The sequence below is a fragment of the Streptomyces lunaelactis genome (genome assembly GCF_003054555.1).
GTDB lineage: Bacteria > Actinomycetota > Actinomycetes > Streptomycetales > Streptomycetaceae > Streptomyces > Streptomyces lunaelactis.
The window spans coordinates 1-26,829 of record NZ_CP026304.1 but is presented as its reverse complement, the minus strand read 5'-3'; the positions used below and the strand labels follow the sequence as shown (position 1 = coordinate 26,829).

29 protein-coding genes and 2 pseudogenes are annotated in these 26,829 nt (G+C 67.7%); 2 read left to right on the top strand and 29 right to left on the bottom strand.

Annotated elements, in window-relative coordinates; genetic code table 11:
* Positions 1-277 precede the first annotated feature (277 nt).
* The 5 genes from SLUN_RS00150 to SLUN_RS00130 form a co-directional block, all read right to left on the bottom strand.
* Positions 278-1,183, bottom strand: coding sequence for a replication-relaxation family protein (locus SLUN_RS00150; protein ID WP_108146610.1), 906 nt, complete (start codon positions 1,181-1,183; stop codon positions 278-280).
* Positions 1,184-1,617: 434 nt separating this feature from the next.
* On the bottom strand, positions 1,618-2,487 hold the full coding sequence (locus tag SLUN_RS00145) for a helix-turn-helix transcriptional regulator (RefSeq protein ID WP_257153611.1): 870 nt from the start codon (positions 2,485-2,487) through the stop codon (positions 1,618-1,620).
* Between the two features lie 388 nt (positions 2,488-2,875).
* The gene (locus SLUN_RS00140; protein ID WP_108146608.1) at positions 2,876-3,238 is read right to left on the bottom strand and encodes an STAS domain-containing protein; all 363 of its coding nucleotides are present in this window, start codon (positions 3,236-3,238) and stop codon (positions 2,876-2,878) included.
* A 775-nt stretch (positions 3,239-4,013) separates the two neighbouring features.
* The gene (locus SLUN_RS00135) at positions 4,014-4,361 is read right to left on the bottom strand and encodes a hypothetical protein (RefSeq protein ID WP_108146607.1); all 348 of its coding nucleotides are present in this window, start codon (positions 4,359-4,361) and stop codon (positions 4,014-4,016) included.
* A 72-nt stretch (positions 4,362-4,433) separates the two neighbouring features.
* The gene (locus SLUN_RS00130; RefSeq protein WP_108146606.1) at positions 4,434-5,393 is read right to left on the bottom strand and encodes a hypothetical protein; all 960 of its coding nucleotides are present in this window, start codon (positions 5,391-5,393) and stop codon (positions 4,434-4,436) included.
* A gap of 252 nt (positions 5,394-5,645) precedes the next feature.
* Between SLUN_RS00130 and SLUN_RS00125 the strand changes: the two genes are divergently transcribed.
* Together SLUN_RS00125 and SLUN_RS00120 are read left to right on the top strand one after the other, a co-directional pair.
* Positions 5,646-6,965, top strand: a complete 1,320-nt coding sequence (locus SLUN_RS00125; RefSeq protein ID WP_108146605.1) for an FAD-dependent oxidoreductase — start codon at positions 5,646-5,648, stop codon at positions 6,963-6,965.
* The gene (locus SLUN_RS00120) at positions 6,962-7,621 is read left to right on the top strand and encodes a HEAT repeat domain-containing protein (protein WP_159100076.1); all 660 of its coding nucleotides are present in this window, start codon (positions 6,962-6,964) and stop codon (positions 7,619-7,621) included. The genes SLUN_RS00125 and SLUN_RS00120 overlap by 4 nt, the downstream gene beginning before the upstream one ends.
* Before the next feature lie 23 nt (positions 7,622-7,644).
* On the opposite strand, the pseudogene SLUN_RS42555 reads toward SLUN_RS00120, so the two are convergent.
* The 24 genes and pseudogenes from SLUN_RS42555 to SLUN_RS00005 all read right to left on the bottom strand — a co-directional run.
* Positions 7,645-7,882, bottom strand: a pseudogene (locus tag SLUN_RS42555) (IS630 family transposase); the annotation flags it as partial.
* A gap of 526 nt (positions 7,883-8,408) precedes the next feature.
* Positions 8,409-8,549, bottom strand: a pseudogene (locus SLUN_RS42550) (IS630 family transposase); the annotation flags it as partial.
* The gene (locus SLUN_RS00110; RefSeq protein ID WP_108146603.1) at positions 8,540-8,887 is read right to left on the bottom strand and encodes a hypothetical protein; all 348 of its coding nucleotides are present in this window, start codon (positions 8,885-8,887) and stop codon (positions 8,540-8,542) included. The gene SLUN_RS00110 and the pseudogene SLUN_RS42550, both read right to left, overlap by 10 nt.
* Before the next feature lie 28 nt (positions 8,888-8,915).
* A complete protein-coding gene (locus SLUN_RS00105; protein WP_108146602.1) occupies positions 8,916-9,269 on the bottom strand; it encodes a hypothetical protein in 354 nt (117 codons plus the stop codon).
* Positions 9,270-9,428: 159 nt separating this feature from the next.
* Positions 9,429-10,037 (bottom strand): hypothetical protein, encoded by a 609-nt coding sequence (locus tag SLUN_RS00100; protein ID WP_108146601.1) that lies wholly within the window; start codon positions 10,035-10,037, stop codon positions 9,429-9,431.
* A 45-nt stretch (positions 10,038-10,082) separates the two neighbouring features.
* Positions 10,083-10,619, bottom strand: a complete 537-nt coding sequence (locus SLUN_RS00095; protein WP_108146600.1) for a single-stranded DNA-binding protein — start codon at positions 10,617-10,619, stop codon at positions 10,083-10,085.
* Positions 10,620-10,715: 96 nt separating this feature from the next.
* On the bottom strand, positions 10,716-11,105 hold the full coding sequence (locus tag SLUN_RS00090; RefSeq protein ID WP_108146599.1) for a CpaE-like family protein: 390 nt from the start codon (positions 11,103-11,105) through the stop codon (positions 10,716-10,718).
* Between the two features lie 138 nt (positions 11,106-11,243).
* Entirely contained in the window at positions 11,244-11,627 is a 384-nt protein-coding gene (locus SLUN_RS00085) for a hypothetical protein (RefSeq protein WP_108146598.1), read from the bottom strand.
* A 169-nt stretch (positions 11,628-11,796) separates the two neighbouring features.
* On the bottom strand, positions 11,797-12,432 hold the full coding sequence (locus SLUN_RS00080) for a hypothetical protein (RefSeq protein ID WP_108146597.1): 636 nt from the start codon (positions 12,430-12,432) through the stop codon (positions 11,797-11,799).
* Between the two features lie 214 nt (positions 12,433-12,646).
* Entirely contained in the window at positions 12,647-13,015 is a 369-nt protein-coding gene (locus tag SLUN_RS00075) for a hypothetical protein (RefSeq protein ID WP_108146596.1), read from the bottom strand.
* A 99-nt stretch (positions 13,016-13,114) separates the two neighbouring features.
* Positions 13,115-14,599 carry a ParB/RepB/Spo0J family partition protein gene (locus SLUN_RS00070; protein WP_108146595.1) on the bottom strand — a complete coding sequence of 495 codons (1,485 nt, stop codon included), beginning with the start codon at positions 14,597-14,599 and terminating at the stop codon, positions 13,115-13,117.
* Between the two features lie 426 nt (positions 14,600-15,025).
* Positions 15,026-15,763, bottom strand: a complete 738-nt coding sequence (locus SLUN_RS00060) for a methyltransferase (RefSeq protein WP_108146593.1) — start codon at positions 15,761-15,763, stop codon at positions 15,026-15,028.
* A gap of 126 nt (positions 15,764-15,889) precedes the next feature.
* Positions 15,890-16,801 (bottom strand): DNA-processing protein DprA, encoded by a 912-nt coding sequence (locus SLUN_RS00055; protein ID WP_159100075.1) that lies wholly within the window; start codon positions 16,799-16,801, stop codon positions 15,890-15,892.
* Positions 16,802-17,023: 222 nt separating this feature from the next.
* Entirely contained in the window at positions 17,024-17,962 is a 939-nt protein-coding gene (locus SLUN_RS00050) for a DUF3560 domain-containing protein (RefSeq protein ID WP_159100074.1), read from the bottom strand.
* A gap of 120 nt (positions 17,963-18,082) precedes the next feature.
* Positions 18,083-18,433 carry a hypothetical protein gene (locus tag SLUN_RS00045; RefSeq protein WP_108146590.1) on the bottom strand — a complete coding sequence of 117 codons (351 nt, stop codon included), beginning with the start codon at positions 18,431-18,433 and terminating at the stop codon, positions 18,083-18,085.
* 107 nt (positions 18,434-18,540) lie between these two features.
* A complete protein-coding gene (locus SLUN_RS00040) occupies positions 18,541-19,734 on the bottom strand; it encodes a hypothetical protein (RefSeq protein WP_108146589.1) in 1,194 nt (397 codons plus the stop codon).
* Positions 19,735-19,907: 173 nt separating this feature from the next.
* Positions 19,908-20,588: a hypothetical protein gene (locus tag SLUN_RS00035; protein WP_108146588.1), complete on the bottom strand. Its 681-nt coding sequence runs from the start codon at positions 20,586-20,588 to the stop codon at positions 19,908-19,910.
* Positions 20,589-20,616: 28 nt separating this feature from the next.
* A complete protein-coding gene (locus tag SLUN_RS00030) occupies positions 20,617-21,228 on the bottom strand; it encodes a hypothetical protein (RefSeq protein ID WP_108146587.1) in 612 nt (203 codons plus the stop codon).
* A gap of 158 nt (positions 21,229-21,386) precedes the next feature.
* Positions 21,387-22,187: a hypothetical protein gene (locus SLUN_RS00025; protein ID WP_108146586.1), complete on the bottom strand. Its 801-nt coding sequence runs from the start codon at positions 22,185-22,187 to the stop codon at positions 21,387-21,389.
* A 244-nt stretch (positions 22,188-22,431) separates the two neighbouring features.
* Positions 22,432-22,872 (bottom strand): hypothetical protein, encoded by a 441-nt coding sequence (locus SLUN_RS39095; protein WP_159100073.1) that lies wholly within the window; start codon positions 22,870-22,872, stop codon positions 22,432-22,434.
* A gap of 11 nt (positions 22,873-22,883) precedes the next feature.
* Positions 22,884-23,381 carry a hypothetical protein gene (locus tag SLUN_RS00020; protein ID WP_108146585.1) on the bottom strand — a complete coding sequence of 166 codons (498 nt, stop codon included), beginning with the start codon at positions 23,379-23,381 and terminating at the stop codon, positions 22,884-22,886.
* A 242-nt stretch (positions 23,382-23,623) separates the two neighbouring features.
* On the bottom strand, positions 23,624-24,925 hold the full coding sequence (locus SLUN_RS00015) for a DUF932 domain-containing protein (RefSeq protein WP_257153610.1): 1,302 nt from the start codon (positions 24,923-24,925) through the stop codon (positions 23,624-23,626).
* A 12-nt stretch (positions 24,926-24,937) separates the two neighbouring features.
* Positions 24,938-25,495 carry a hypothetical protein gene (locus SLUN_RS00010; protein ID WP_108146583.1) on the bottom strand — a complete coding sequence of 186 codons (558 nt, stop codon included), beginning with the start codon at positions 25,493-25,495 and terminating at the stop codon, positions 24,938-24,940.
* Positions 25,496-25,575: 80 nt separating this feature from the next.
* Positions 25,576-25,923 (bottom strand): hypothetical protein, encoded by a 348-nt coding sequence (locus tag SLUN_RS00005; RefSeq protein WP_108146582.1) that lies wholly within the window; start codon positions 25,921-25,923, stop codon positions 25,576-25,578.
* Positions 25,924-26,829 lie beyond the last annotated feature (906 nt).

The window sequence follows — 26,829 nt, the reverse complement described above, 5'->3', positions numbered from 1 at the left end:
CTTACCACGCGCAGTCTCGGGGTCGCCTGAGTCAGCCGGCTGCGCACCCGGCCAAGGGGCGGCGGCGGTGACACCGAGACCCGGCGCCCTATGGTCAACCCGCCTGTGCGAAGTCGACCAGCGTCGTCGATCCAGCCAAGCAGGGTGCACAACTGCGCAGCGAAGGCTGCGCACCGGTCAGCCAACAGCGCTGCGAACGCGCATGCACAGCCCGACCTCTGCGCAGCGTGCGCACAGAGCGCAGCGAATCACTCGGATGCGCAGCCGCGGCTGCGCATCAGAGATCCATCCAACTGCACGGCCCCTGCCGGTGGCCGAGCGGCGTCCACACCGGCGCCGACGCCCCTCGCTCCTCGAGGTCCTCCAGCACCGCAGCGCCCAGGGGCACTGCTTCAGCCATCTGGCCCACCAAGGGATGCTGTCTGACCATCGCCCGCAGATCCGCGATCCGCTGACCAAGCCATAGCGGTCCTGCCCCGGTCAGTACGAACAACAGCCTGGGGAAGACCGGATAGCTGAGCTGCCACGGCGGGAGCACCCCCACACCGCCGGATGCAGCGGTACGGCGCCGACTGGGCGAGGCGGCAGGGCTGGCGTGGAATCGCGCGTAGGTAATCAGCTTCGAGGCGAGCTGCTCACTGGACTCGGTCGTCCGGTCGACTTCGACGAACGCACGCAGCAAACAGCGGTTCTCGGTGCGGGTGTAGCGCAGCAGCGCATCCGCGATGAGTGTCCGCTCGCCGGCGGCGGCTCCGTCGCGCACCGGATGCGCAACCTCAGTAGTCCAGTCCAGTGCCGAGCACTCATCCCTGCGAGCCCGGCCATCCTCGACGAACGCGAGAGCCGCTCGCGTCACGGTCAGGGTGTGCACACTGCGCAGCCCGGCCTCACTGCCCCGATAGCGCCGGGCACCCTTGAACTGTGGCCACAATGTCACAGCGGTTCGTCCCTGCTCTGTCAGCGACCAGATGCTCGAGTGATGCGCACGATCGTGCGAGACCACCAACTGCGCAGTGCGCAGGGCCCGGAGGCATTGCCGCATCGTCTCAGGGTGCGGAGGGGGCTCGATCAGCCGTCTCAACTGGCCCGTGTCGGCAGCACGGTGCTGAAAGAGGATGGCCAGGGCCTGCTCGCGCACCGGCACACGCTGTCGGCGTTCGAGCATGGCGGCGTGCTCGGTCATGGATGAGTCTCTCCTCGATGAGGCTGACAGCTGATTGCCGCGTCGTTGGGCAGGGGAGGGGGTGCGGACCACGGCGGGGCACGGCGCCCTCGCGTCCACTGTCGTCACGGCACTTACCGGCTCGCTTACCACCATGGCGGGTCGGCGTCTCAATACAGCAACGTCCGCTTACCACGCAGTCGGCCGCCGCTGGTAAGCGCCGCAATGGCGCAGACCGCGCGGCCGCCCGGCGTGCATGAGCGCGTAGCAGAAGGGACAGCACTGATGGCCGGCCCCGTGCAGGCGTAGCGCCTGCACGGGAGGAGAGATTGGCGATCTCTCCATACCGGCCACCGGGCGGCGCACCTGGCCCGCCGGGGCGATCGTCACGCCCACAGCCAGGAGGCCACGTCTTAAGTTAGTCCGCGCCGTCGGCCCGGCCCTGCGCGCGGTGTTCAGGAAGCGGCGCGGCCTGCTGCGATGCGCTCGAGCCGCTTCTTGGCCCACTTCTTCTGCGGCTTACCGCCGCCGGTCTGCACCTCGACCAAGTCCGGCTCCTCGAGCTCAGGCAGCCGGCCCCGTGAGAGGGCACTCATGAAACTGTTGGTGCTGCTGTAGCCGAGGATGCCGGCGGCCGCCTCGGCGTCGAGAAGCTCATCGTCGGTACCAGGCGAGGAGCCACGCCGCTTGACCGCGGTGAGAACCCGCTCGCGGCGCCACTTGTTCAGCTGCTGCCCCCGCAGCCCGGGCACCTTGGCGTCCGGGCCTTCGAGCTCAGGGAGATTGCCCTGGTACAGCGAGCTCGAGAAGGTCTGCACGCTCTTGAACCCGAGCAGTGCGGCTACCTCCGCAGTGCCCAGGAGCTCGTCCGGATCGCCTTCCGCGGATACAGTCGGCAGCGCCTTGGCCGTTCGCACAGTGCCGGCTCTCCGCTTTCCCGGCCGGCTCTGCACCCACTGGACGATCGTGCCCAGTCGCCACTTCTTCCCGTCGATCGTCTCGTCGGGCTCGGGGAAATAGCCCGGCACATTGAGCAGGTACCAGTAGATCGTCGACGGGCTCGAGTAACCGAGCAGCGCAGTGACCTCCGCGGCGGTGAGCAGCTTGTCCTGGTCGTCGTCGAGAACCGACGCCGGCAGCTTCCTGGGAGCGCGTGCCTTCTCGACCACGGCGAAGAACTCCGCGACCTCGTCGTGATCGAACCAGCGCTTCCGCCCCTCGGTGCGCTTCGCCTCAGGGAAACCACTCGTCGCACGATCGCGGTACCACTCGCTGATCCGTGAGGGCCGGGTACCGAACTCCTCACAGATCTCAGCCGTGCTCACGAGCCGGGGACCCGCGGGCTGCGCCATCACGCACCTCATCCAAGACGTCATCAGGGGCGCGCACCACCATCAGTGCGACAAGTTCCATAATGACAAACGGGGGTGCTTCATGTCCAGTGGCTGGCTCTGTCGGTGAGTGTTGAGGCCAGCGGTCAGTGGGATCTGACTCCACCGTGTCTGCGCGGTAAGTCGTGTCAGTGAGTTTTGACTCCACTGGCGGGGTTGCGGTTGGAACATTGGGGTGTTCCAGGTAGCAAGGGGGCATAAGTGCCCGTCTCCAAGGTCGAGTTGTACGCGGCGATCCGCCGGGATGCGCGGGTTGAGGGGCTGTCGAGTCGCGCGTTGGCGCTGAAGTACTCGGTGGGCCGGCGGACGGTCACCTCACCGCCTAATCATCTCGCAGGGAGGCGATGGGCTGGTGGCGCCAGGCGTCCTCGATGCTGGCATACCGGGGGAAGCGCTCCAGCAGGGAGGTCAGGCGCAGGAGCTGGCCGATGCGGTCCTGGTCGTAGACCACCCGGGTCCACCGGCCGGTCACCTCGCTGCGGTCCCAGGCGGCGCACAGGTCGTGCAGGGGGCTGCAGTCCATGAACGTCACCGCCCTCAGATCGACGATCAGCCAGTCCGCGCCGGCCTGGGCGTCCATGCCCCACAGCAGGGCGCCGAACGCCGGGGCCGACGCGAGGTCGAGCTCCCCGGCCGGGGACTCCAGGCGGCAGTTCTCCAACAGGGCGGGCCATCTGGTTCGCATCGGGTCCAACTCCTCCGGCCGTTCGGCACCAGCAGTGGCCATGCGGAGAAAGCCCGGGGCGTGAAAGCCGCCCTCGCAGCCTAGAAGGGGTCGCACATCCGACCGATCACAAGTCCAGGTCTGCCCCAGACTCCCACTGCCGTGGCCGTACTTGTCCGCGAAGTGGCTCCTGATGTTCGAACCGGGGCCCTTTACCGGCCCGGTTGCGACAGGAAGCGACGGCCCCCGGCATGGCGACGGCCGCCGTTCAGGCGGCGGCCGCGTGCCCTGCGCAACATCGCGCCCCCGCGGCAGTGCCAGGCGGTAAGCCCGCTACCAGAACTGGTACAAAGCTGCCCCTCGTCGGCACCAGGCCCTCTGCGGGATGGAGTCACTTCTCACCTTCAGAACGTGGCTTTGAGATCCCCAAGTGGAGTCAAAACAGACCTACCGATGGAGCCAGTTGTCACTGACAAAGCCAAGTGGCCGGCCTGCCGCGAAGCTCGTGTCGTCAGGGGCACTGGAGACTTGGCAACGGCAAGAGGGTGGTGATCGGCCCCGGGCGCAGGTCAATCTGCAACGGCAATCACGGCAGATGGGCCTCGACAGGAGGTTCCTTCGCAAGAACCGAACGGGTCAGGCCGTACGAGAGGGCCCGGCCGGCACCCACGCCGCGCTCACGTGGGACTCACTCCGCTACCCGCTGCGGGAGGCACGCGCTGTTCAGCAATCAGCGCAGGGTGCAGCTCGAGAAGGACACAGAGGCCTGAGCCCCGCTCGACCAACGCCGCGGGAGTCACTCAGGAATGAGGCAGATCCCGAACTCGGCCGCCCGCTCCTCGAGGGCGACGTAGGCCATCGCTGCCGGTGAAGCATCCCAGACGGCGAAGGCCAGGTTGGAGACGGCCTCGCAACGCGTCTGTCCGCCCTCCCAGGGAGCTTCGGCCTGTGTGCACCAGGCGGCGAGCGCATCGTCGTCGAGCGCGCTGGAGCGCTGTGCGACGTCGGCGCGGACTTCGGCGACTCCTTCGCACCAGGCGGCGTGGCCGGCCTGCAGCATGGTGCGCAGCTGGTCGGGGTCGCTGATTGCTGTGCTGCGGCCCACCAGGCTGAGCAGCGTGCTGGTCGAGTTCATGTTCTCCATGGTCTCTCTCCTTGGTCTGGTCGTGCATCGGGTTGTTCGCGGCGGGCCGTGACTCGGCGCCGCGGAAGGAGGTCAAGCGGCGGGGAGGCGGAGCTGTTCACCGGCTACGGCGCGCCACTCCGTTTCGAAGCGGTCCTGTTGCTTGTCGCGGACGTGTGCGGGAGCGGTGACGAAGAGCTCTTCGGCGGTCGGTGCTGTCGCTCCGCGTTGGCGGAGCCAGACCCGGGTACGGCCGAAGCGGCAGTCGGTCTCGACCGGGAAGCCATGGTGCTCGGAATGGGAACTGAGCCAGCGGCCGAGCTGGGCGGGGCGGCCCAGGTCGACGCGCTCGACGGAGCGCAGCGCTGGGGCCCGCACCGCTGGGTTGGTCTTGGAGACGGGCAGGATCCGCCGCACGTGGTAGAGCGCCCAAGTGCAGTCCAGCTCTTGCTCGAAGGCGTCCAGGACCTGGCGGTCTTCGGGCCGTGCGGGGGCGAACTGGTCGAGCAGGCTGCGCTTGCCGAAGAGGCGGGCGTTGGGGTTGAGGCTGACGGAGGTGTACTCCAGGCGCAGCACCCGTCCGGCAATGTCGGGGTGCCGGCGCATCCGTTCCAGATGGGTGGGCAGTGCGCCCATCGAGACCGGGAAGCAGCAGAAAGTGCAGTACGACTTCTCCCACGGCACGCCGAAGCGCTTGAGGAGGTAGTCCTCGCACCTCCGTCGTCCCCACCCCCATTCGATCAGCGGGTACACGCCGGTCCGCAGCGGGTGGGAACTCGCCGCGCGGTCGGTGACAGCGCGGCCTTCCTCGTCGGCGTTGAAGCCCATCAGCTGCCTGAAGGGATGGTTGATGACGCTGGCGATCCAGCGGTCTCCGACGTCGCCCTTCGCGCGGATGCTGCAGATTCTGGGTCCGGCCTGCTGCGGAACGGTGCCGTTGGTCTCGTACTCGTCCCACAGCGCCCATTCGCCGCGTTCGATCAGGCGGGTGGGATGGCGGGAGTCGTCGAGGACGGCAATGCCGGCGGCCCTGTCCGCGACGATGACCCTCACTCACATAGCCGAACTGCCGAGCTTGCGCCAGCCGAGATGCGCCTCCCGGCGAGTCGACGCAGACTGGAGCGAGGCGCTCCCCATCCGCACGGGTAAGTGGGCCGACACAATTAGCCCGGTGGATGATCTGAAAGTGCGCCAGTCGCAAAGCGCCTTCGATATGTCCGGCACGGGTGTTTCGCCAGAACCGTGATTTGGCTCTTACGGCGAATCTTCCTAGCGACCGTTTCATCAGGGAAGCTGGAGGCGGAGATGGTTGAGCTGGACGTACTCATCATAGGCGGTGGCGCCCAAGGGCTGTGGCTACTCAACGACCTGACCAAACGCAACTACCGAGCGGCGCTGCTCGAGCACGGTGAGCTTGGCGGCGGGCAGACTTGCCACTCTCATGGCCTGATACACCGGGGCCACTACTACGACGACAAGGATATGATGATTGTCCTGAATGCCGCAGCCCAGTTCTGGGAGGCATTCGTTGACGAGAAAGGGATTGACAAACTCAATACAGAGCGGGCAGTCGCAGGATTCGGTCCTGGGGCAGCAGTAATTAAGTACACCTACTTCTGGAGAGCTGCTGGCCTGCGCTTCGACGAGGCTAAACAAGTGCCTCCGGTGATGGAGGGGGGAAAGGCGAGAAAGCTCTTCGAGACGCATGAGTTCTCGCTCGATGCGAGCGAAATCGTCGCTGGGCTTGCGCGTGACGTGGACCATGCAGCATACAAACTGGACGACAGCGAAGACGCTCTTAAGTTTGTACCGAATGGTAACGTAATTGAGCGCGTAGAGGCCCTCCTGTGCGGAGAACAGATTGAGTTCCGGCCCAGGATGGTGGTCTTCACTGCAGGCGTCGGCAACTACGGTCTGCTGGCTAGGCTCGGTGCGGACACGAACCCTCGGCCGGCGGGAACGCCTGTCCAAGCATGCCGTAAGAATCATATGCTGGTCCTTAGGGGTAGTAATCTGCCAATGCTGACTGCGGTGTTCCCGATAGAGGGAGGCCTACGAGGCGTATTCCTATGCTCCCGCACTGATCCGGCGACGAAGAAGCACGTTTGGCTTGTGTCAGATCACCGCAGCACAGCGTTCCCGATGACGACAAGCGGCACGTCCACGACTGACGCATCTCCATCCGAGGATTGGGTGAAGCCGATGTTGGTCTCACTGCAGGCAACCACGCCGCAATTGTTTGCGAATGGAACTGCCGATGACCTAGAGGTAGCGGTTTACACTGGGCTGACATCCGAGAGAAGCTTCGGCGTGGGCGAACACATGAATGATCTATACATAGATCCGCTCGGATTCGAAAACCTCCTCGCGATATGGCCGACCAAGCTCACGATGACACCATTCGCGAGCAATGTGGCCTTGAGGTTTATCCGGCCCAAGGTGCCAGAGCCAAGTGGGCGTTGGCCCACGGTCGACCGTCCGATCACCACCTCAGGTCCGGCAGTGGCCGAGGAGCTGTGGCGTCGGACACGGACCGCGAACCCGCACGAGTGCAAGACCGATTGGCTTCCGTACAGAGAATTCCTGGACCGGTGGCACGCAAATGGACAGGGGAACATCTCATGACCAGGGAATTTAGCAGGCTCACTGAGGGCTTGGCGCGCGACCCTGATCCAGATGAGCGCCGCGCCATTTCGAAGCAATTGCGCAATATCGGGTTTGCGATGCGTACCAGCATCAAGAAGCGGGGCAGCCTATCCAAATCAGCTAAAAGTAGACTGGCGCCCGAAGAACTCAGAGCCCTGCATGGCGCACTGCAAGACACGGATCGGTCGGTGCGTATCAATGCCATCATCATCTCCGGTGACCTAGGAGACGCCTCCTCTGTTCCGATACTGGAAGAGTTGTGCAAGAGCGACGATCTCAATGTCCGGCTCGCGGCGATCATTTCACTCGGCGACATAGGTGGTCCCCAGAGTATCGCCGCACTCACGCGCCTTGCGTGTGATTCTAGCGAGGTAGCGGACATTAGATTTGCCGCGCTCTCTGAACTTGAGAAACTCGCGGCGAAGCGGATCACCTCCGGCCCGGACATATTTGATCCCCTTCCGCCGCAGAGTACGCCAGATGAACCCACACATGAGCCAGAAAAGATGGCAGAGCAGAACGCGGAACTCCTCCAAAAAATGAAAGACATTGAGTCGGATGAGTCTGCGGACGACCTGCTACGCGTCAAGGCTGCGGACATCCGCCGCTACCTTGAAAGCGGCATCGCCGATTAGCTAGAGAGCTTCAATCGCTGGGGTTACGGAGGTCGGAGGTCGAGCCGGGTCTTGGCGATGAAGCCCTCGATGAGGCGGGGGCGATACTGTATCCGTTTCAATAGTGTCTTCACTAACACGCGGTCGAGGCAGTTTAGTGAGGTTGGCCGGGGATCTCTACAGCTGCGACCATACGCCTTAAACGGGGTTGAGTTCTGGGGTGTACGGCGGCAACTGGTAGACGGTCAGCCATAATCGGGCGGCGATCAGCTTGTGCATGGTCAAGATTTTAGATGGGTGCTCAAAATGCGTCATGAGACCGAAGCGCGCACGGATACACCCGTGACAGTTTCCAGAATGGCACGTCGGCTCAGCTCGTGAGGTGGAATATGGCCGTTCACGATTTCGGCCCTGTCATTGTTGAGGTCACACCCAGAGACTTCAACGTCGTGGTTTACCGGGCTATGGGTGTCACCGTTGCCTGCAAAAGGAAAAGTCGAAGGCGATGGTGGTGTCTGTGGCTGTGCACAACAAGAGATCCAGTAAGAGTCCGCAGCCTGCGGGTCACTTGTTCAGTCAACAGCTACACCCTGGGTTGGGTCAGCCAGAGCGACAAGTGCTCCGAGTGCACTGGAATCAACGTGGAGGCAGTATCGCAACGGGGATTCTTCGTTCCTAGGCTGGCAGGAAGCTTCACATACTCCGGAGCCGTGGAAGTAGATGGCCAGGTCTTCCACTTTGAAGACTCAGGCATATATGGAACAGGGCAAGCGCCACCCCCCTAACTAGAGATCTTAAATGGCTGAGGCTATGCCGGTTGGAGGTCGAGGCCGGTCTTGGCGGTAAGGCCGTCGATGAGGCCAGGCCGGTACTGCATTCGTTTGAGCCGGGTCTTCACGAGTGCGGTGAGCTGGTCGAGGTTGTGTTCGGTGAGGTTGGCTAGCGCTCGGAGCGCACTTGGAACCAGTGAACTTTCTTCCAGGTCGCGGTACGCAGGAAGGTGACGCCACGTCGGAAGTGTGGCGGCTCCGCTCGCGAGGGGGCATTGCGCAGGTTCTGATTGCCGGGCTTACCGATATCGGCGAGTTCGCGGGTACGTGGCCACTCGCTGCCGGTCGCCATGTGGATCACGGCGGTCCGGGTGAGATCGATGTCGTGGGCGGCGGGGTCGTCGAGGATCTCGACTATCTCGGTCGTGGAGTCCACGCCCAGGCCCCAGTTGATGACGGTGTCGACGTCGTCGCCTGGCGAGCCGAAGAGCTGCGGCGCAGTGCGGTAGTGGGGCATCGGTGTCTCCGGTGAGGGAAGTGTCGGGTCAGGGCAGTTGGCTGGCGGGGACGATCAGGACGAGTTCGCGGGCAGCCCACGGGTCGCAGGCATGCCAGGGGTGTCCTTTGGAGAGCACGACAGCGGGGCCTGGGCAGTCGGCTTGCAGGCAGCACACGCCGCACTGACAGGTGGGGTCGAAGGGCTGCGGGTGTGCCTCGTACTGGTCGTTGAAGTAGTCGGCGCTGCCATCCGGGAAGCTGGCCAGGATCACGTCGCCTTCGACGACGTCGCCGGCGGTCACGATGCGCGCGGCCGCAGGGTCGAGGAGCAGCGTCGCGTGCTCGGCATCGTCCGGGTACGTGGTCACGATGAGCGGATAGAAGTCGACGGGCTGAGGCATGGAGGCTCCTTCGGCGTGAGGGCGTGGGGCGGAGATCTGCCGGCGGGAACGGGGGATTGGGCGGCGGCCCGCGACCGCCCGGCCCCGCGCGAGGACGCGCGGCCGGGGGCGAAGGGGCGAAGCCTGCGGGTCTGGATGCAGAGCGGCGCCTGTGGAGGTTCAGATGATGGGGGCGGGGGCGCGGCCGTGCCGGTCCGCCAGCCCGATCAGGTGGGCGACCAGAGCGCCGGAGTCGGTGGCGTAGTTGCCGGTGGCGAAGTCGAAGGACTCTGTCTCCTCGTCATCGACTTCGGAGAACCAATGCCCGCCGAACGAACCGTGGTCGGCGATGGGGTGCAGGTTGGACACTTCGTTGCCCAGCCGGTCCATCCCCGACCATGTGACATAGCCGCCGTCCGCGAACTCGACCTGACCGTACGTACGGTCGCGGCCCTCTCCGACCCGGGCGCAAGCCACATCGGCTGCCGCCAGACGCTTGATCACGGACCGTTCGACCGCGTGGGCTGCGAGGTTCTCGGTGTCGTCCGTGACCAGTGCCCATTCGCAGTCACGGCTCGCATGGCGGCGCAGCACCGCGCCGGTGTCCGGGTCGTACTCCGCCCATGGGAGCGGATCGGCGTCGCTGTGCGGTTCGTGCGCGAGCGGCACGACTCGGTCGTCGGCAGTGACGATGCGTATCGCGCCACGACCTTCGGCGCGGGCGCTGACCAGATCGGCCGTCGTGTATTCCTCTCCCCGGCGGGGGAGGGGCAGCGGGCTGCTGGGCACGGCTCAGCTCCTTTGCAAGCAAGAGGGTCGATATGTGGTCGGGACTCAGCAGGGCGGGCACCAGGGCCGGGGCCGCTGCGGGGCGGTGATGTCTGCCCACTGCCTGCGCCGCTCCTCATCCATCCAGTAGGGAACGGGCGGTGTCGCGGCGGGCTTCCGCGCCGGGTCGGCGGCGGGCTCGTCGGGGTTCGGCCGCTTCAGTGCAGCCCTGACGTTCCTGGGGCCCTTGCCTGCCAGGACGGCGGGCAGGGTGGCGTCGATGTAGGCGATATGCGCGTCGAGGTCGACGCCGACCCGGGTGACGTTCAGGTGGAGTTGGGCGTCGCAGGCGGTCAGCTGCCCGGTCACGATCACGTGGACTCGGTCGGCGAGTGAGGCCGCAACGTGCTTGGCCAGGCGACCCCATGCCGTACAGACGACCAGCACGGGCTCGCCGTCGCGCCACTCGCCGCTGGTGCGGTCGTACTCGCGAGGGAACGACACGACGCGGAACCGGGCAATGGGCCTACCGCTGTCGGCGTGACGCAGTTGAGGGTCCTCATAGACCCTGCCGTAGATGGTGGGCGTGACCTCTCCGGCCATGGGTGTCCTCCCTCAGGTGAGACAAACGACGAGTGCGACATGTTCCATAATACCGAAGATTGGGGATGGCGCCACCCCTTTTACTGAGACCGGGGGTTACGCGGGAGAGGTAACGCCGCCCGGACCGTCGCCGAGCAGCCGTTCCCAGTTGAGGTGAGTGCAGCCGGTCGCCTCGTGCAGGCGCAGCTCCAGCCACGCCGCGCCGTCCTGCAAAGTGAGGACTGCCTCAGCGTGGAGGGCTACCACCTCGGAATAGACGCTGGCATCGGCCAGGTCCTGGGCCAGGACCAGGATTCCGGGCCTTCGCGGCTGCTGGCGCTGCATCAGGTCGGCGCAGGAGCGCCGGTCGACGACGATCAGCGGTGCCTCGTCCCACTCCGAGTCGGTGAACTCCTCGGCGGTCCGTGCCTGAAGCGGCACAGTCCCGGCGGCCTGGGTCAATTCCTGCGGCAGGGCAGGGGTGATGATGAGTACGGGGGCAGTCATTAGAGCTGTGCTCCTTCGGGTGAGGTGCTGACGCACTCGCGAGCGCGACGCACTGAGGTGCGGAGATCCCGGCAGTGGGCGGCAACGCCTCCGGGCGCATCTGGGACGCGTTGGTCGGCGCTGGTGAGCGTGGAACTGTTACTCCAGCCAGTCCAGCTCGCCGTCGTCGCAGAACTCGATCACTCCGCGGGACAAGTCTTCGTTCTGGTAGCGCACTTCCTCGACCCAGTCGTGACCGAGGGTCAGGCACAGTTGGGCGAACTGCCGCAGGCGATCGTGCGTCTCGCTGCGACGGGCGTATACGTCGACCTTCAGCGTGGCTACGTGGGTGGGCCGGCCCGCGGCGTCGAGGGCGCAGCCTTCGGGTGGCAGGAGCAGCCATTCGCCGCGGGCTCCGCTGGCGTTCGCGGTCGTCGCGAGGATGAACGGGCTGTGCGGTCTGTCGATGAACTCCCACAGCGCAGCCAGCGGCAGGGGTGGGGTGACGGTGAGGGTTCCTTCGACCGAGCAGGTGACGCTCACGGGAATTCTCCAAGGATGGTGACGGGCCCGCGTGGTGCGGAATGGCTTTCTGCTCTGTTGGCGGGCGACGCTCGCGGTTCCGGCTCTGTGCTCGCCTCGGGCAGCAAGGCCACCACCCGTGGCCAGCTGGCTGACATCCCGCTGAATGCCTGGGTGAGGCCGGGGGCCGTCAGCTGTCCGGGGCGGCGGGAGCTGCGGCGTCGCTGACCGGCTCTTCAATGGGGGTCGGCGCCCAGCCCTCACGGCCCAGCAGTTCGCGTATCAGCGCGGCGCCCTCGGCTCCGTCGAGCCCAGTGATGTGCAAGTCAACGCCGCTGCCGTCCGGCTCCACTTCCACGACCAGCTGGCCGACACTGGAGCCGTTCCATGGGCGACGGCGCACGAACACCCTGCGGACCTGCGGCCCGTCGACCTGCGCGGAAAGCGCGAGCAGGGAGAGCAACTCCTCCCGCCGCACCGACTGCTCCGCGTGACCTGCCTTCCGGGCGGCGCAGCGCTCCAGCGCAGCGTCGTAGGCAGGCAGAAGGTCGCGGTGGATCTGGTTGGCCAGCCATGCCGGGTCCTTGAACTGCTCGGGCCTGAGCCATAGGAACGGTTTGTGTACGCCTGAGACAGGCTCCGGCAGTGGCATCTCCACTTCCTTGTGCTCGCCGTCTGCGGCGTCGCGGAGCACGATGGTCCGGCCCGCTTCGTCGACGATCCACGCGCGGGGTTCGAGGCCGGGTGCCGGTTCGGCGCGGAACCCTTCACCCAGCAGCGGGGCGACGAGCGTGGCGAGCGCCTGGTACTGCTCGCGCAGGGACATGGTCAGTGACTCCTCAGGTCGGTGAATGCATCGGGGGCCACGAGCGGTCCAAGGGCAACCGGATCCATCGGCGCCGGCCGTGCGCGCCCATCTACCGCACGGGCTGGAAAGGGGGCCGCTGTGCCACACGCTCCGTCCGGGAGCGGCGCAGCGGACGTGGGGGCCGGGCGGCCAGGTCGGTGCTGGCTCGGCCGCCCGGCGCAGGCGATGGCTGCTAGTCGGGGCCGTCCTTCGGTGCCAGCACCTCGCAGACGGAGGCGGGTACCCCGGTGAGGAGGTGGCGCTTCACGCCCCTCTCTACGTACAGGATGTGCCGCATGTTCTCGGTGGACTCTTCGTCCAGGAGGATGCTGACGATTGCGCGGGTGCGCTTCTGCTCGACGGTTTTCACGGTGCCGGTCAGTCCGTTCAGATACTTCGGCTTGATCTTGGACAGGCGAACTTCGGTGCCCTCTGAGACGGCAGCGGCTCGCAGGTCCCGAAGGGTCTGGGTGCGCTGCTTGGCGGCGGCGTAGACGCGGTCGAGGTCGGACTGTGTGGCGTGCAGGGTGATGAATTCGAGGGCCTGCTCACGCGTGGACATAGCGATGTCTCCTAAGGGGGTGTGAGGAATTGCGCGGGGAGGGCCGCCCCGTGAGCTGCGGGGCGGCCCCGCGTGTGGGCCGCGATTGGGCCGGGCCGCTCAGGCGGACTTGCTCGCCTTGGCCGTCTTCGGCCGATGACGTGAGACGGCCTGGTTCTCGACCTCGGAGAGCGTGTAGCCCTCGGCTTCCAGGAGGAGCAGCCATCCGGCCTGATGGGACTGGAGGCTCGCCCATGCCTTGGGTTCGCGGATGTCGAACTCGCATGCCGCCGCGACCTGCGCGAACCAGGCGTAAAGGTCGCGGTTCCTGGCCAGTGTCTTGATCAGGTTCTGCACGGCCTCGCTGTCGTCCTCGGGTGCCTTGGCGCTCAGGAAGCGGGCTACATCGGCGGCCTTGCCCTTCTGCGCCCAACTGCCGTAGAACCACGGCATGGTGAGCTGCACCTGGCGGGAGTAGTCCCGTACCCCGTCGGACAGGTTCTTGCCCCGGCACAGCGTGGCGATGAACCGCTGCCGCTCGCCGCGCGCCGCCTTCCACGCTCGATTGCAGGCGATGACCTTCCGCCGCTCGGCTGCCGCCTTCTCGTCGCGCGGCTTCTTCGGCTCCTTCGCCTCCGGGCGCAGCTTGTGGCCGTACTGATCGGGGTCGGAGCAGTGCCACACGGGCTGGTGCTCGTCGTCCAGGCGGGCACTGTGCCCGTCGCACCCCTTGTGGCTGTCTTCGGTCAGCGTGTTCCCGAGGCCGGTGGTGAGATCGGTCAGCGGACGGGACGTGTCCTTCTCGCCCCAGCTGAAGCGATCGCGCAGCAGAGGGATGCCCGCCGCCTCCAGGTTGGCGACGGCCTCCGTCCGCGCCTGGCTGCTCGCCTGCTCCTCGCGCAGCAGGGCGAGTTCCTGGTCCCAGTGGCCGCGCCCGCCCTTGCCCTCCTCGTGGTCCCGTCCAAGGGCTCGGAGGAGCCGGGTCTCGGCTCCGCTCACCTCCTCGACATCGGCGAGCTGGGCGGTCTGCTCCAGATCCATGCCTCCGGCCAACGTCCGGCGCAAAGTGGCGTCGTTGAGCTTCTGGGCCTTGCGGGCGTCCTTGGCCGCGTCGCGGCGCACGCTGAGCGCCCGGCTGGCCTGCTTCTGCTCGACCTCGTTCATCCCGATGAGGGAGAGCTCGACCGACTTGACGGTGTCGCGCTCGGTCATCTGCTCGCGCTGGTCGTTCTCGATCAGGCTCAGCATCCGCGTCCAGCTGTCGCGGCCGATCAGGTCGGGCCGGACGTAGGCCGGGGCTGTCTGCTGTGGACGGCCGTCGGCTTCGGCCGTGGCGTTGGCCTGCTGCACGGACTGCGCTCGCCGCCAGCCCTTGAACACGCCGAACGTTCCGTCCGGGAGGGGCCGGACGCTGACGGCCTCCTGGATGCCGAGCTCCTTGACGGAGTTGATCAGCTTCTCGTCCGGCTCCGGGTCCGTCTCGCGGGCGTTGCAGTCGTCCCGCACGAGCAGCGCGGGGTCCAAGTGGGCGATGGCGAACTCGTGGTCGTCCTGCGGGGCGGGCTCGTTGGACTTCTTCTCGTCGGGGTTGATGACGGTGGCCATGGGGGCCTCCTTGCTCGTGACTGACGTTCTTTCGGCGGTGTCGGGAGGGCGCCATCCCTTCCGACATGTTCCATAATATCAAATTCGTGGGGTGGGGCAACCGGATTACTTCCGGGCTGCCCCACCCCATGGGGAGGGCCCTGAACGGCCTCCTAGGCTCAGGCGCTGCGGCGGCGCCGGGCGTCGTAGGCGCAGGCGAGCACGGCGAGCTCACCGCCCTGGGCCCGACGGATCGTTGCCACCTGCTCCATGCCCGGCCTCCCGCAGTCGACGCAGCGGGGGTCGATGGGCTCCAGGCGACAGCGGGCGGGGGGCTCAACTGCCTCCAGTGCCCTTCGGGAACGCTTCCTGAACGTCACGGCTTCCTCCTCTCTTGGGCCGCGGCCAGTCGCTTAGGCCGGCGGCTCCACGGATCGACGGTCCACGTCACACGACGATGGCCACCAGGACCGTGCGCACCCCGGTGCCGGACTCCTTGAATGCGTCGTCAGGCAACCGCGTGATGGTGCCTCCGAGCTCGTCGACCAAGTCGCGGAAGTCGGCCGTGGCCCGGTTGCTGCGGAAGGTGACTCCGGCGCTCATGACGGAGACCAGCAGCCCGCCGGGGCGCAGGAACTTCAACGCGTGCCGCACATGGGCGATGTCGGCCTGCTTGGCGAAAGGCGGGTTCATCAGCACCCGGTCGTAGCGGGGCTCCGGGTCAATCTCCAGGAAGTCGCCCACCTCCACACTGCGCACCAGCCCGGCGGCGGTGAGGGCCTTGGCGTTCTCCTCCAGGAGCTCGATGCAATTGACCGAGCAGAACTCCGCGACGCGGTGCGCGATGGCGCCGCGCCCGGCGGAAGGCTCCAGCACCAGGTGCCCGGCCTCCAGTTCGGCGAGCGACAGCATCTCCTCCACGACGGGAGTGGGGGTGGGGAAGTATCCGAAGTCCTGCGCGCGTACCACCTCACCCGTCATGAGGATCGGCTCGATCGCCTCCGCCGCGTCGCCCGGGAACAGGTGCGCCCGAGCCTTGCGGTTCCAGGTGCCGCCCGCCGCCGCGAGCACCTGGTTCACGGCGAGATAGGTGGACCGCCCCAGTTGCTCGCTGGGGAGGAACAACGCGCTGTCCTTGGTCTGCGAGCGGTCCAGAATCTGCATGACTTCGTCGGTGACCTTCATGGGATGCCTCCTTGAGACGTCGGCCAGCCGCAAGGCGGCCAGGCCGTGATGAACGGGGCCGGGCGCGGAGCGCGCCCGGCCGGGGGCTTGATGACGGGGCGTGCGGGGCAGCCCTGTGAGAGAGGTTCAGGTGAGGGCCGCGATGACGTCGGCGGTGCTGGCGGCCCGGTGCGCCTGGACGGACTCAAGGAGCTGGGCGGCCTCGCCTGCCGTACCAGGTCGGCGACGTCCGCCGCGTCCACGCGTCGCGCGGCGGGCGTGCCCAGCGGCTGCGTCGATGTCGGCCGAGTTCAGGAGGAGAACCGGTCGGCCCATCCGGTGTGCTGCCTGGGCGGCTTCCAGCGGCACGGTGCTGGGATCGGGCGCGGGCTCCACCAGGACGACGGCCCCCGCCAGCGCGGCGAGGAGCTGCGCGGTCGCGGCCAGCGTGTTCCTGCTGGCGGGAGTTCCGGGCCGATAGGCGCTGACGGCCACTCCGCCCCGGTTCACGACGCTGTGGAGTAGCTCGGTCTGGTTGTGGGGGTGGCAGCTGTCCAGCCCGCAGGGGAGCACGGCCACGGTCGGGGCGGGTACGGCGTGCGCCGCGTGCTGGGCTGCGGTGTCGATGCCGTACGACAGGGCGGAAGTGACGGTGCGTCCGGCGTCGATCAGCTCGCGCGTCAGCTGCGCGGCAGTGGCGGTGCCGCTGGCGCTGGAGTTGCGCCGCCCGGTCACAGCGACAGCGTGGGCGGACAGATCGGCGAGGTCGCCCGAACCCCGGACCCATAGCCCGAGGGGGCAGGCGTCGCCGAGTGCATCCAGAGCGGCGGGCCATTCGGCGTCACCGGGGATGACGAAATCGGCCGTCAGTCGCGCAGCGGACAGTTCTTCCTCCGGCCGGTACCCGGCCAGTCGGCTGCTGGGGTCGGCGGCGAGGTCCTGCCACAGGTCGACCGGGCCGATGTTGGCCAGGTCGGCGGCGACGTCGGCGGGGCGGTAGAAGTGGGAGAGCGCGGCGCGGGCGGCGCGCTTGCTGGGCTTGTTGGGTGAAACGGGCACGGGAACCTCGCAAGGGAGTTGGGAGCCGTTCGGGTCGGCCGGACGCGGGTGCGTCCGGCCGGGCTGCAACGGGCTTTCATCGGGAGTGGCTGTGGATCTCACCCCCGGGAACCGGAGCAAACGATCCGGCGACATGTTCCATAATACCGAAGTTCGGGAGTGGGGCAACCGAATTACGTTCGGACGTACCGTCCGCCGGCGGGGCGCACGGTGCTGCGCCTGTCAGGACGGCTTACCCTCGTCGCCTGACGCCTGGTGCGGGCATCGGACGCTGGTGATCTGCTCGTACCCGTACCGGTCCACCCACGAGTACCCGGTGTCTACGGACACCGACTTGGGGTTGGGGCGCACCAGCTTGCGCCAGTCCCCTTTGATGCGCAGTAGATCTCCGGGGTGCAGGTTCTGCTTCGTCCACTGTCCGAAGGCGCCTGCGGCGCTGGCTTCCTCCAGGACCCTGCGGTCTCCGGCCAACTGGATGTCGATGACCTGCCGCTGTACGGCGAGCTCCTCGGCGTGCAGGCCGGATGCGGGCTTGCCGTCCCACATACCCTCGCCGTTCAGGCTCCGCTCGATCGTGCGTAGTTCGGCCTCCAGCCGCACGACGCGCCGGGCTATGACTTCGGCGCTTTTGCGGCTCTCCTCCCGGTCGACTGAGGCGCGCACCCGCTCGGCCTGGCGGTTGGCTTCGTGGCCGAGCTCTCCGGCGCGGATCAATGCTGCGGCGGCATTCTGCTTGGACCGGTTCAGCCACTGCCCGCGCTTGCCGGGCTTGGACGGCTGTCCCATCGGGATGTCTCCCACGAGAGCGTCTGAGCGGCGAAGCAGCGCGTCCGATGTGGATGCCAGGCGCTGGCTGCGGTCAGCAATGGCTGAACGGCGCCCCTCCAACCGCTCGTGCTGGGCCCGCTGAACGGTTTCGTAGTCGCGCGGGGTGTCGTCTATGGAGGTCTCGACGCCGAATCCGGCGGCCCGCAGCTGGTCGGCGGCGCGGTGGATTCTGCGACGGCGGGCGGCCTGGTCACGGGAGTTGGCAATGCCCCACATCTCCAGTGAGCGCATCCAGCGGAAGCCGTTCGCGGTGAGGATGTCGCCGGCGCCGTCGCCCATCGTGGTGCCGTCGGCGAGTGTGCCGTCCGCGTGGGTGTGCGTGATGGTGATCAAGGTGGCCTCCAGAAAACCGGGTAGGGCGAACCGTGCCGCGACAGCAACGCGGCGGGGTGCGGGGGAATGGGAGGGGCCGGGGTGTCCGGCCCCTCTGGGCATGGCTGCGGGATTGCGGGGTCAGGGCCGCAGGGAGATGTCGGGGTGTCGTTCGAGTACGCCGAGGTTGGCGCGGACGGCAGCTCGGGTCTGGTCGGAGATTTCGTCCCAGCCGAGCGCGTACGCAGCCGCGTCGATCTGCTGCTCGGTCTCGGCGTGGCCCACAGTGGCGCCGTTTTGGAGCATGTGGAGGGCGATCGGCAGGGCTTTGCGCGCCCGGTTGTAGCTGACCGCTTCCTCGCCGGTCGCTGTGGGCAGGGCGGTCCTGGCGACCGGTGGCAGGTGGGTGGGCGGCGCGGGCGGCCGTCCGGCGACCAGGAAGGCGGCGGCGGCCGGGGTGCGGCGCAGGGCGCGGAAAAGGGGCTGGAGCATGTCGGCTCTCCTCGGGGGGCGTTTCGGTGAACCGTGCGACATGTTCCATAATCCCTAACCTGTGGGGTGGGTGCAACTGATTTATCTCCGGGTCGCCCCACTCCCGGTCAGCTCCGCGACGGGTCAGCGCTCGCGTCGGTGAACTCCACGCGCACACATCCCTCGGACGAGACGGAGACCTTGCGGCTTGGTGCAGTCAGGCAGCGGGCGTACTCGGTCAGGTCCTGATTGCGGCGCTCGACGACAGCGGGCGGTGCGTCCCGCCGCCCACCGGGCCAGACACCATCCCGCGGCTCCAACAGCCAGTGCACCCGCGCCTCATGCGGACACTCGGAACGGGCCAGAACCAGGAACCCGGGCACCTCCGTGTGACCCATTGCGCCCGTCCCGTACGCCATATGGCCACCCCTGGCCAGGTCGACGGCGACTGCCCGCAAGCGTGGGTCCTGCACCTCCTCCGTACCCAGTCCCGGCAGATAGAGGGATGCCCACCCCGAGGCGGACTGCATTAGAGCTTCGCGGTCAAGCTCCTCGGCCAGCTCTCCGGCGCGTTCGCGGTCGACGAGACTGCGCACCCTAGCGCCGGTGCAGCCGTCGACCAACTCCCAGGCACCGGGCCGATCGCGGGCGGGGCCGACTACATGGCGCGGCTCGTCGGCTCCCACGGGCGACACGGCGAAGAACACCCTTCGCTCCGTGCACGGTTCGGTGGTGGACAGACCTGCGCGGCGCAGCGCGTCAGCGAGAAACGGCGCCATGGCCTCTTCGGCGCTCGTCGGCTCCGTGCTCCTGGCGGACTGCCACCACGCCGCGAGCAGCGGCCGCGCGCGGCCGCTCCCCGTACCGATGACCCACCCGGCTGCCTCCCCGGGGCAGTGGGCCGGGGCGATTTCATGCAGCGCGACGGCAGCGCGCTGGACGACCTGTGACGACAGGACGGAGGGTCCGCCCTCTACGGGCGGCGCCGGTGCCCGGTCAGCGACGCGTGAAGCGAGTTCGGCCAACGCTTGGGCGTGCGCGGGCATGAGGCGGCGACGGATGTGTGCCGCCGCGTGGCCGGCGGGCAGGGTGGCAGAGACAGTGATCGGTTTGATGGCAACGCCGTGGTCATCCGCTGCCGTGGGGAGCTGGGCGCTGATGGTCAGGCGGGACGGCTTGGCCACGTCATGGTGCAGCAGGATCGCGCGCCCCTCGTCGTCGATGATGCGCAGCGTTGCGGGGTCGTCGGTGGGCTCTGTGCGGCAGTTGGCGCCGAGCTCTGCGGCGATCTGGTCGGCGAGTGCACGGGTCAGGGCAGACATGTCGGTCTCCTGTCGGAGGGTACGAGAAGGGGACTGATCTCCGGCCTGGTGCTGGCGCCTGGTGCCAGCACCAGGCGGTGACCGGGCCGGAGAAGGGCGGGGACGCTGAACGACCGGCCTCGGCAGTCGGGCCGGGCCTTTGCCCGGCCCGCGTGCCGGGGGTCGTCGACGGACTAGGGGGCGTGGAAGACGTGCACGGCGCGGTACGCGGCCGTGGTCAGGTGCTCCATTTCGCGGACGATCAGATAGCCGTGATGGTCAGCTTCGACGAACCGTCCGACGAATTCGGCCTGTCGGGTGTGGCAGCGGAGGTGGGCGTCGTAGTGCCAGCCCCGCACTGTTACCCCCTGGCCTCGGCGCAGGACGGTGGGGTCGACGGGCTTTCCCTCCAGCCACTTCGCGACGTTGTCGCGGTAGTGCAGCAGTGCCCCGAGTTCGTCGACCAGCCGTTTGCCCAGCAGGCAGCGGCGCGCCGTTCCCCAGAACACCGCTTCCTCGCAGCAGGACCGGCAGTCCGCGGTGTGCCGCCGAATCGCCGCGGTCAACTCCCGCGCGCTGGAGTCGAGCCGGACGGCTGTGGGTCGCTGCGCTGGATCGCTGATCACGACGTGGTGCGGTGCCGCGTAGACGCGCTGCCCATCGACCCCCGTACACAGCAGCCTGCGGTGTCGTCCGCTCGCGTCGTAGGTGGTGCGCTCCACGGTGAGCGGCAGTGCGGGGGAACGCGTTTGCCAGATGACGGAACCGTCGGGGTACTGGAGGGCCGATTCTGTCCGGTCGCTCGCCCGTCCTGCCGGGCGGGTGGCCGGTGGGTTGGCGGCGGCGGATTTTGGGCCGGTGGCAGGGTGTTGCATGGCTCTCCCTTCGGGAACGGGGCGGCTTCTACTGGCGGCGGGCGAGCGTGGCGAGTCGGGCCATGGCGGCGGCATTGTCGAGACTGTTCAACAGGGCGTGCGGCTGATCCTCGGTGAGGGCGAGGAGCCACGCAGCCAGGTGGGGGATGGGAACGCTCATCCGGTAGGCGCGTGCGACCGGGTCGGCCCGCAGTTCGTATCCGGCGAGATGACAGACGGCTGCCGCGATACACAGCGTGGTGCCAGTCGGCGGCTCCTCACCCCTCGGAATCCGCATGTCCTCGACGTCGACTGGGCCGATGCATGCGGACTGGTCGTGGACTCGAGGACGGGCGGCGAGCCAGTCGTAGGCCTCGGCGGCAAGTAGGGCCTGGTCCTCGGGCGTGAGTGGCCTCGGGTCGGCTTCGGTCGCTCGCGCGCGGTCGGCGCGGCGCTGTTCCTCCTCGATGTGTCGCAGGCGGTCCGACTCGGGGCAGCTCTGGACGGTGCCCTGCCATCCGTCGTCGGTCAGGACACTGGCGCCGGGCTTGCCGCAGTTGTCGCACTGCTGCTCATGGTCGTGAGCGGTGGCCATGGCGGCGACTTGGGCGCTGGACGTCCATCCGTTGGCGCGGCGGGCGAGGGTCAAGGTGCGGTCCATCGGGTCTCCGTACGGGCTGGAGTGCGGCGGTTGTGGTCAAGGCGTGCGGGTGGAGCGGGGCAGCAGCGGCCGGTCGGAGAGCGGCCGGCCGCTGCTGCCGGGCAGGGGGCGGTCCGGGCACGTACCGGGACGCCGGAACAGTCGACGGTGGCGAGGCTCTACACAGCAGTGGGTGCGGGGGCGGCAGACCTCCGGCGCGGACGGCGCAATGCGTCGGCCATGGTGCGGTCGTGGTTGAGCCTGCGGCGGTAGAACTGGGCGGACTCGTCGTGGATCTCGGCCCACTGCGGCAGATAGTTGGCGCGGTGGGCGAGGCTTTCGCGGGTGGGGGCGAGCACCAGGGCGAGCAGCGGGCTCGGCTGGGCGGCGTACCAGCGGGCGGCCTGCCACCAGGCGGCGGTGACCTGGCGCGCGGCCTGGCGGTACTGCTCCGCTTGCTGCTCGCTGCGGCGCATGTCGCGTTCGTCGGATGGGATGAATTCGGCGAGCCATGCGCGGAGCTTCGGTGTCTCGCGTCGTCGGGCCACGTCGAACAGTCGCGGGAGGTCGGGGCGGGCGGCGTAGTTGCTGGCGCAGGCGCGCATGACGGTTTCGAGGGTGTGGGCGGACTTGGGGGGAGCGTCGCGGTCCTCGGTGTCCTGGATGCCGCAGGGGGTGAGTCTCCAGCCCCATTCGCTGTCGGCGGGCTCGTTCAGCAGGCGCATGATGCTGCCGTGGTAAGCGCGGCGTCCGCTGCGGACGCGCGGCAACGGCTCGGCGGGGAACTCGTCCATGCTGTTGGCGGCTCCGAGGCTGACGCGTACTGCGGTGAACTCGTCCCATTGGGAGGGGTGGTGGGTGGCGACGGCGTGCACGGTTCCGCTGACGGCTCCGGCGAGGGTGTAGCGGACTGCGCCGGTGTCGTCGGGCTCGGCGGCGGTGATGCGGACAGTTCCGGATGCGGTCGAAAGGCTGAACACGAGTGCGCCTCCTTGGCGTGAGGATGCTCGGTTGGGGGAGGGGGGTGGCAGACCTCCGTGCGGGTGGCCCAGCGGCCGGCGCATAGGAAGTGGTTGAACTTGCGCCGATAGAACTGGGCGAATTCGTCGCGGAACCCCGCTCAGCGCGCCGGGCCGCTGCGGACGCGGGGCAGCGGCCCGGGGGGCAGCGCCGATCGATCGGTGATCGGCCTGACGCTGTCCCCGCCCGACGCGTCCGGGTCGTTCACAGAAGCGTCTCGGCCACCCTTGTACCGCGGCGCAAGTGAAAGATCCGGTGAGAGTGCGTCAGATCCTGTTTCCGCTCCCACCCCTCCGCATGGGCATCCGTCGTCAGGTGCTTGCATCGCTCGCACTGGTATGACGGGGTAGAGGTGAACCGAAGCCCACCGTTGCAACCACGCTTGGGGCAGAGGACCGGTACCACGGTGTCCTCGACCGGAACCAGGGTCGGAGCATGCTTCCGAGCAAACCCCGTCACTGGACTGCGCGTGCGGTAGGAGCGGACCACGTACCGGCCGTCCAGCGTGACGAGATCGAACGCTCCGGCCGGAGTCTGGACGCTGTAACCGATGATCTTCCGATCCGTGTCCAGCACGCTACGGGGCTCAGACAGTCGGTTCGTCGTCATGGTCAACTGCGCCTGCGGGGTGATCACAAGCTTCACGGGAGTGCCTTTCACGTTCGAGGGTGCTCGGTCGCGTGGGCAGGGGCTGGCCTGGGCGGCGCGTTGAGGGCGGGTGCGGCGTAGGTCTCGCGCGCAGGCCCGGGTGTGCCGGGGCAGGGGGCCAATGCCTGCTGGAGTTCGGCGGTCGGCATGGGGTGCAGCCAGCCGTCCCGGACGCTCCATCCGCATGCGCGCGGTTGGGGCTGCATCTGTGTGGTGGCGACGAGTACGGCGCGGTTCACACAGCTGCCCTCGATGGCGAATGTGAGCGCGGCGAGGATGCGGCGGACGTCGTCGGGGTCTGCCTCCAGGCGGGTGGGGCCCGGGGGCAGGGTGATGGACGCGGCCACGGTGGCAAATTGCCCGTCGGAGTCCTGGGCTACATAGTTCAGGGTGTGCGTGCCGGTACCGAGGGCCGCGAGAATGCAGGTGAGTGCGCGGTGGGCGCGCTTGTGCGCGGCGGATATGGCTTGGTCGCTGGGGCGGATTAGTGCGCGGTGCATGGGCATGGCGCGGCTGCCTTTCTGGCCGGCGGGGGCGTGAGGGGTGGGGAGCGTCGGCAGTTCTCGACTGCCGAGCGGCGGGCCGTGAAGGGGGGCGGGGACTCTCCCTGCGCTCGCCCTGCTCGGCAGGGACGGCGCCCCGCCGGTTAGCGGCGGGGGGTCGGGGGCGCTCGGCGTGCCCCGGGTGGGCCCGACCCCGTGGGGCGCGGGGTCGGGCCCACCCGGGCCCCCGTAGGGGAGCGGGGGGTTTAGGCGGCGTACGCGGCTGCGGCTCGCAGCGCAGGCAGCGCAAGTGCCTCAAGGTCGTACGACGCATCCGCGTTGGGGATCTGCTGCGCGGCGGCGGTGATGGCCTGCATTACGCCTCCGGCCGTGATCTGCCTGCCCTGGATGAAATGGGCAAGGATGCGGTCCTTCACCGGGCCGCTGATGTTCAGCTTCTTGGTGACGTGCTCGATGGTCTGCGTCGGGTTGGCGACCGGGCGACCAGCGGCGGCCTCGATCCCCCGAAGCTTGCCTTCCACGAAGTCGCGGGAGAGGAATGTACGTACCGCGTCCGTGGTCTTGGCGGTGATGAGCTCCAGAACCTTGCTCTGCGTGGCGCCGGACCACTGGATGACGCCGTCATCCTGCTTCCCGCCAAGGTGGACTTCCCGCATGACGTCTTCGGTCATGGTCAGGCCGTTGGTGCACACCTGCACGACCGCGCGCGGCGTGATCGTGAACGCGCCCGCTCCGACTTCGCTGTTCCGGATGACGAAACCGGCCGAGATCAGCGGGAGTTCGTCACCGGTCTGCCCGGTGTAGGGGGAGCGGTATCCCTTGAGCAGCTCGCGTGCCTGAACGGCGACTTCGTCGGACTCGACGCGGACGTACATGCGGCGGTCGGTCAGATCGCACCCGGTGACCTGCGCGGCGTGCCCCGACTGCCGGATGCCGTCCAGCGCGGCCAGCAGCAGATCAAAGTTATCGATCAGGCGGTAGCTGTCCGACAGGAAAGCGCGGGCGACTCCCTCGCCGGGCTCTCCACCCGGCGCGGCGGCGTCGCTGCGCAGCGCGCGCACCAGGAAACGGCGCTCCGGCTCCTGCTCCAGCCACCCGTTCACGTTCAGGTCGTACAGCGGCAGGTGCTCGGCGCGCAGGCGACGCAGGTACTGGGTGGGGATCTTCAGCTTGTCGGCGAAACCCTCGTCTGCGACGTCGGTCGGGCGGTAGGTGCCATCGACGTTGACGACTCCGGTCGGCTGAATGTGCGGCTCAACGCCCCGGATCACCAGGTTGCCATCCCGCATGTCCAGCGCGGACGCGGGGGCGATGACGTCGAGCTTCCTTTCCTGCTGGGTCTGGAGGATTGTTGCCAGGTCTTCCAGGGTGGCGTTCCGGGCGCCCTCCGCGTTGGTGCGGACGGCGGTGCGCTGGGCGTACTGCTGGGTCATGTTGTTTCCCCTCGGGGTTGACGATCTCTCGGCGGTGTCGGGGCTTGCCCTCGACATGTTCCATAATACCGAATCTTCGGGGTGGGGCAACCGAATTACCTCGGCATGCCCCACCCCCGGTGCTCCCTAGCGCGGCGTCCGCGTTCCGTAGACGCGCTGGAAGAACACAGGCAGTCCCGTGACGCTCTTCGGGTTGACGTTGCTCACCACGATTTGGAAGCGGTGGCCGGTCCACACGCTGAGCGTGTAGTGGGCCGACGTCTCGCCGCCCGTGCTGGGGGCCTCCTGCTGAATCTCCGTCACCCAGTACCGGCCGTGCTTACTCTCGATCGAGCCGTGATAGCTGACCTGCTGCAACAGCCTCGGCGTACTCTCCTGCTCGTCCGGCAGGGCGTTGTCCAGCGCGGCGAACGCGTCCCCAACTACCTGTGTCGGCAGGGGCACGTTCTCCAGAGCGGCCCCGGTGCTGCCGTTCCGCGCTCCGGCGATCCAACCAAGGGTGAAGATCGCCCGAGCGATTTCGACGGTGCGGCGGCGCGGCTTGGACGCGGCCGTGAGGGGCAGCGGCGCGGCGCGGTCGAGCGCGGCCCAAAACGCCATGTCCATTTGGTCCTTCTCGCCACCGGTCGGCCGGCGGGGCAGATGGCGCGCGATCGGCGCACCGTGCGTGGTGTGGCTGGTCATGTGATCACTCCTCGTGCTGCGTGGATGACTCGGCCCGTGATGCCGCCCGGGGTGAGTTCCGGGCGGCACCATCGCGATTGCTACTTGAGACTCTTGAGCCTGAGGAATTCAGAGATGCGGTACGCGATGGCGCGAGCCGCGAGCGTCTGACCCTTGATGCTGCCGAGAATCCGGCTACCGGTCTCGGACTCGTGAACGACAGTGAATTCGAATCCGGCCGCGACCGGCATCATCACGACGACCGGTCCGGCGTTCGTCTCGAACCGAATTCCGGTGTAGTTCTCATCGAGGTTGTGCACGATCGTCGCGCCCGTGAGCAGCTCGGGGCGGGGAAGGAAGTTGGCGACGGTACGGGCGCGCTTGGCGGACGGAGTGTCCGGGCCCGTCGTCTCCGAACGAACCTTGCCCTCAGTGATCACGATCTCCACGTGTACGCCTTCCGTTTGACGATGTTTCGGCGGTGTCGGGGGGTGCCACCCTCTGACATGTTCCATAATACCTAAGTCTCGGACCTTGTCCAACCCTTTGGCAACACTGCGTTGCCCGGATTTCCGCCAACACCCTGCCCAGCCCGCTGCGGCAGACGCTGCCACACACCCTGCACCTGAGGCTGCATCACTCCCCGTAACAGCAAACGATTCCCGCAGGTCAAACCCCATGCGAGACACCGGTAAGCATGCCGACATCCCTCCGCTTGCCGTCCCCTGCACCTGACCCACCGAAAAAAGAAGAGAGAAGAAGGAAGAAATGGGGTGGTGGGTGGGGCTGGTGGCCGACGCGCGATCGGGATTCTGGGGCGCTGCGCTGAGCCCCTTTTCCCACGGCCTGGCGGCCGGGGCTGGCGCGGAACGCCAGCACAGCGGGTGGCGCGCTCACGCTGCGCGTGTGCGCGCCTGAGAGGCAGTCACAGGCGAGCCTAGGCCGCGACGCCGAGCGTCACGAGCCGAATCCCTCAACGGGCCGTGAGCGGCCGCGTGGAGGGAGCGGGGTGGGGGCGCTCTGGCAGCGGGTGATGAACGGCTATGGCGGAGCCGTTTGCGGTACCCTGATTCTCCCTTGTGGGACCCTTTTCCGTCTTGCGAGTTGGGCAGGGCTTGGGGGTCCGAAGGGGTGCCGTCAGCGGGACGGGTGACGCCGTGTCAGGAGCGGGGGAGGGGGGCGCGAAGGACCCAGACTCTAGCCAGATTCTCTTTTGATGCACTCCACCCGCTCGGCTTCGAAGGGTGAGCGAAGCGAACCCTTCCGCAACAGAGCGAAGGTCCCACTGGGCCGCGGCAGCTGCAATCCTTACCGAGCGAGCGAGTCAAGTCAGCGAAGCGAGGACTTGCAGCGCC

Coding starts and splice junctions, on each gene's coding strand:
- SLUN_RS00150 (WP_108146610.1), bottom strand. CDS start 1,183: ATGACCGAGCACGCCGCCATGCTCGAACGCCGACAGCGTGTGCCGGTG.
- SLUN_RS00140 (WP_108146608.1), bottom strand. CDS start 3,238: ATGCGAACCAGATGGCCCGCCCTGTTGGAGAACTGCCGCCTGGAGTCC.
- SLUN_RS00135 (WP_108146607.1), bottom strand. CDS start 4,361: ATGGAGAACATGAACTCGACCAGCACGCTGCTCAGCCTGGTGGGCCGC.
- SLUN_RS00125 (WP_108146605.1), top strand. CDS start 5,646: ATGGTTGAGCTGGACGTACTCATCATAGGCGGTGGCGCCCAAGGGCTG.
- SLUN_RS00120 (WP_159100076.1), top strand. CDS start 6,962: ATGACCAGGGAATTTAGCAGGCTCACTGAGGGCTTGGCGCGCGACCCT.
- SLUN_RS00110 (WP_108146603.1), bottom strand. CDS start 8,887: ATGCCCCACTACCGCACTGCGCCGCAGCTCTTCGGCTCGCCAGGCGAC.
- SLUN_RS00105 (WP_108146602.1), bottom strand. CDS start 9,269: ATGCCTCAGCCCGTCGACTTCTATCCGCTCATCGTGACCACGTACCCG.
- SLUN_RS00095 (WP_108146600.1), bottom strand. CDS start 10,619: ATGGCCGGAGAGGTCACGCCCACCATCTACGGCAGGGTCTATGAGGAC.
- SLUN_RS00090 (WP_108146599.1), bottom strand. CDS start 11,105: ATGACTGCCCCCGTACTCATCATCACCCCTGCCCTGCCGCAGGAATTG.
- SLUN_RS00080 (WP_108146597.1), bottom strand. CDS start 12,432: ATGTCCCTGCGCGAGCAGTACCAGGCGCTCGCCACGCTCGTCGCCCCG.
- SLUN_RS00075 (WP_108146596.1), bottom strand. CDS start 13,015: ATGTCCACGCGTGAGCAGGCCCTCGAATTCATCACCCTGCACGCCACA.
- SLUN_RS00070 (WP_108146595.1), bottom strand. CDS start 14,599: ATGGCCACCGTCATCAACCCCGACGAGAAGAAGTCCAACGAGCCCGCC.
- SLUN_RS00060 (WP_108146593.1), bottom strand. CDS start 15,763: ATGAAGGTCACCGACGAAGTCATGCAGATTCTGGACCGCTCGCAGACC.
- SLUN_RS00045 (WP_108146590.1), bottom strand. CDS start 18,433: ATGCTCCAGCCCCTTTTCCGCGCCCTGCGCCGCACCCCGGCCGCCGCC.
- SLUN_RS00040 (WP_108146589.1), bottom strand. CDS start 19,734: ATGTCTGCCCTGACCCGTGCACTCGCCGACCAGATCGCCGCAGAGCTC.
- SLUN_RS00035 (WP_108146588.1), bottom strand. CDS start 20,588: ATGCAACACCCTGCCACCGGCCCAAAATCCGCCGCCGCCAACCCACCG.
- SLUN_RS00030 (WP_108146587.1), bottom strand. CDS start 21,228: ATGGACCGCACCTTGACCCTCGCCCGCCGCGCCAACGGATGGACGTCC.
- SLUN_RS00020 (WP_108146585.1), bottom strand. CDS start 23,381: ATGCCCATGCACCGCGCACTAATCCGCCCCAGCGACCAAGCCATATCC.
- SLUN_RS00010 (WP_108146583.1), bottom strand. CDS start 25,495: ATGACCAGCCACACCACGCACGGTGCGCCGATCGCGCGCCATCTGCCC.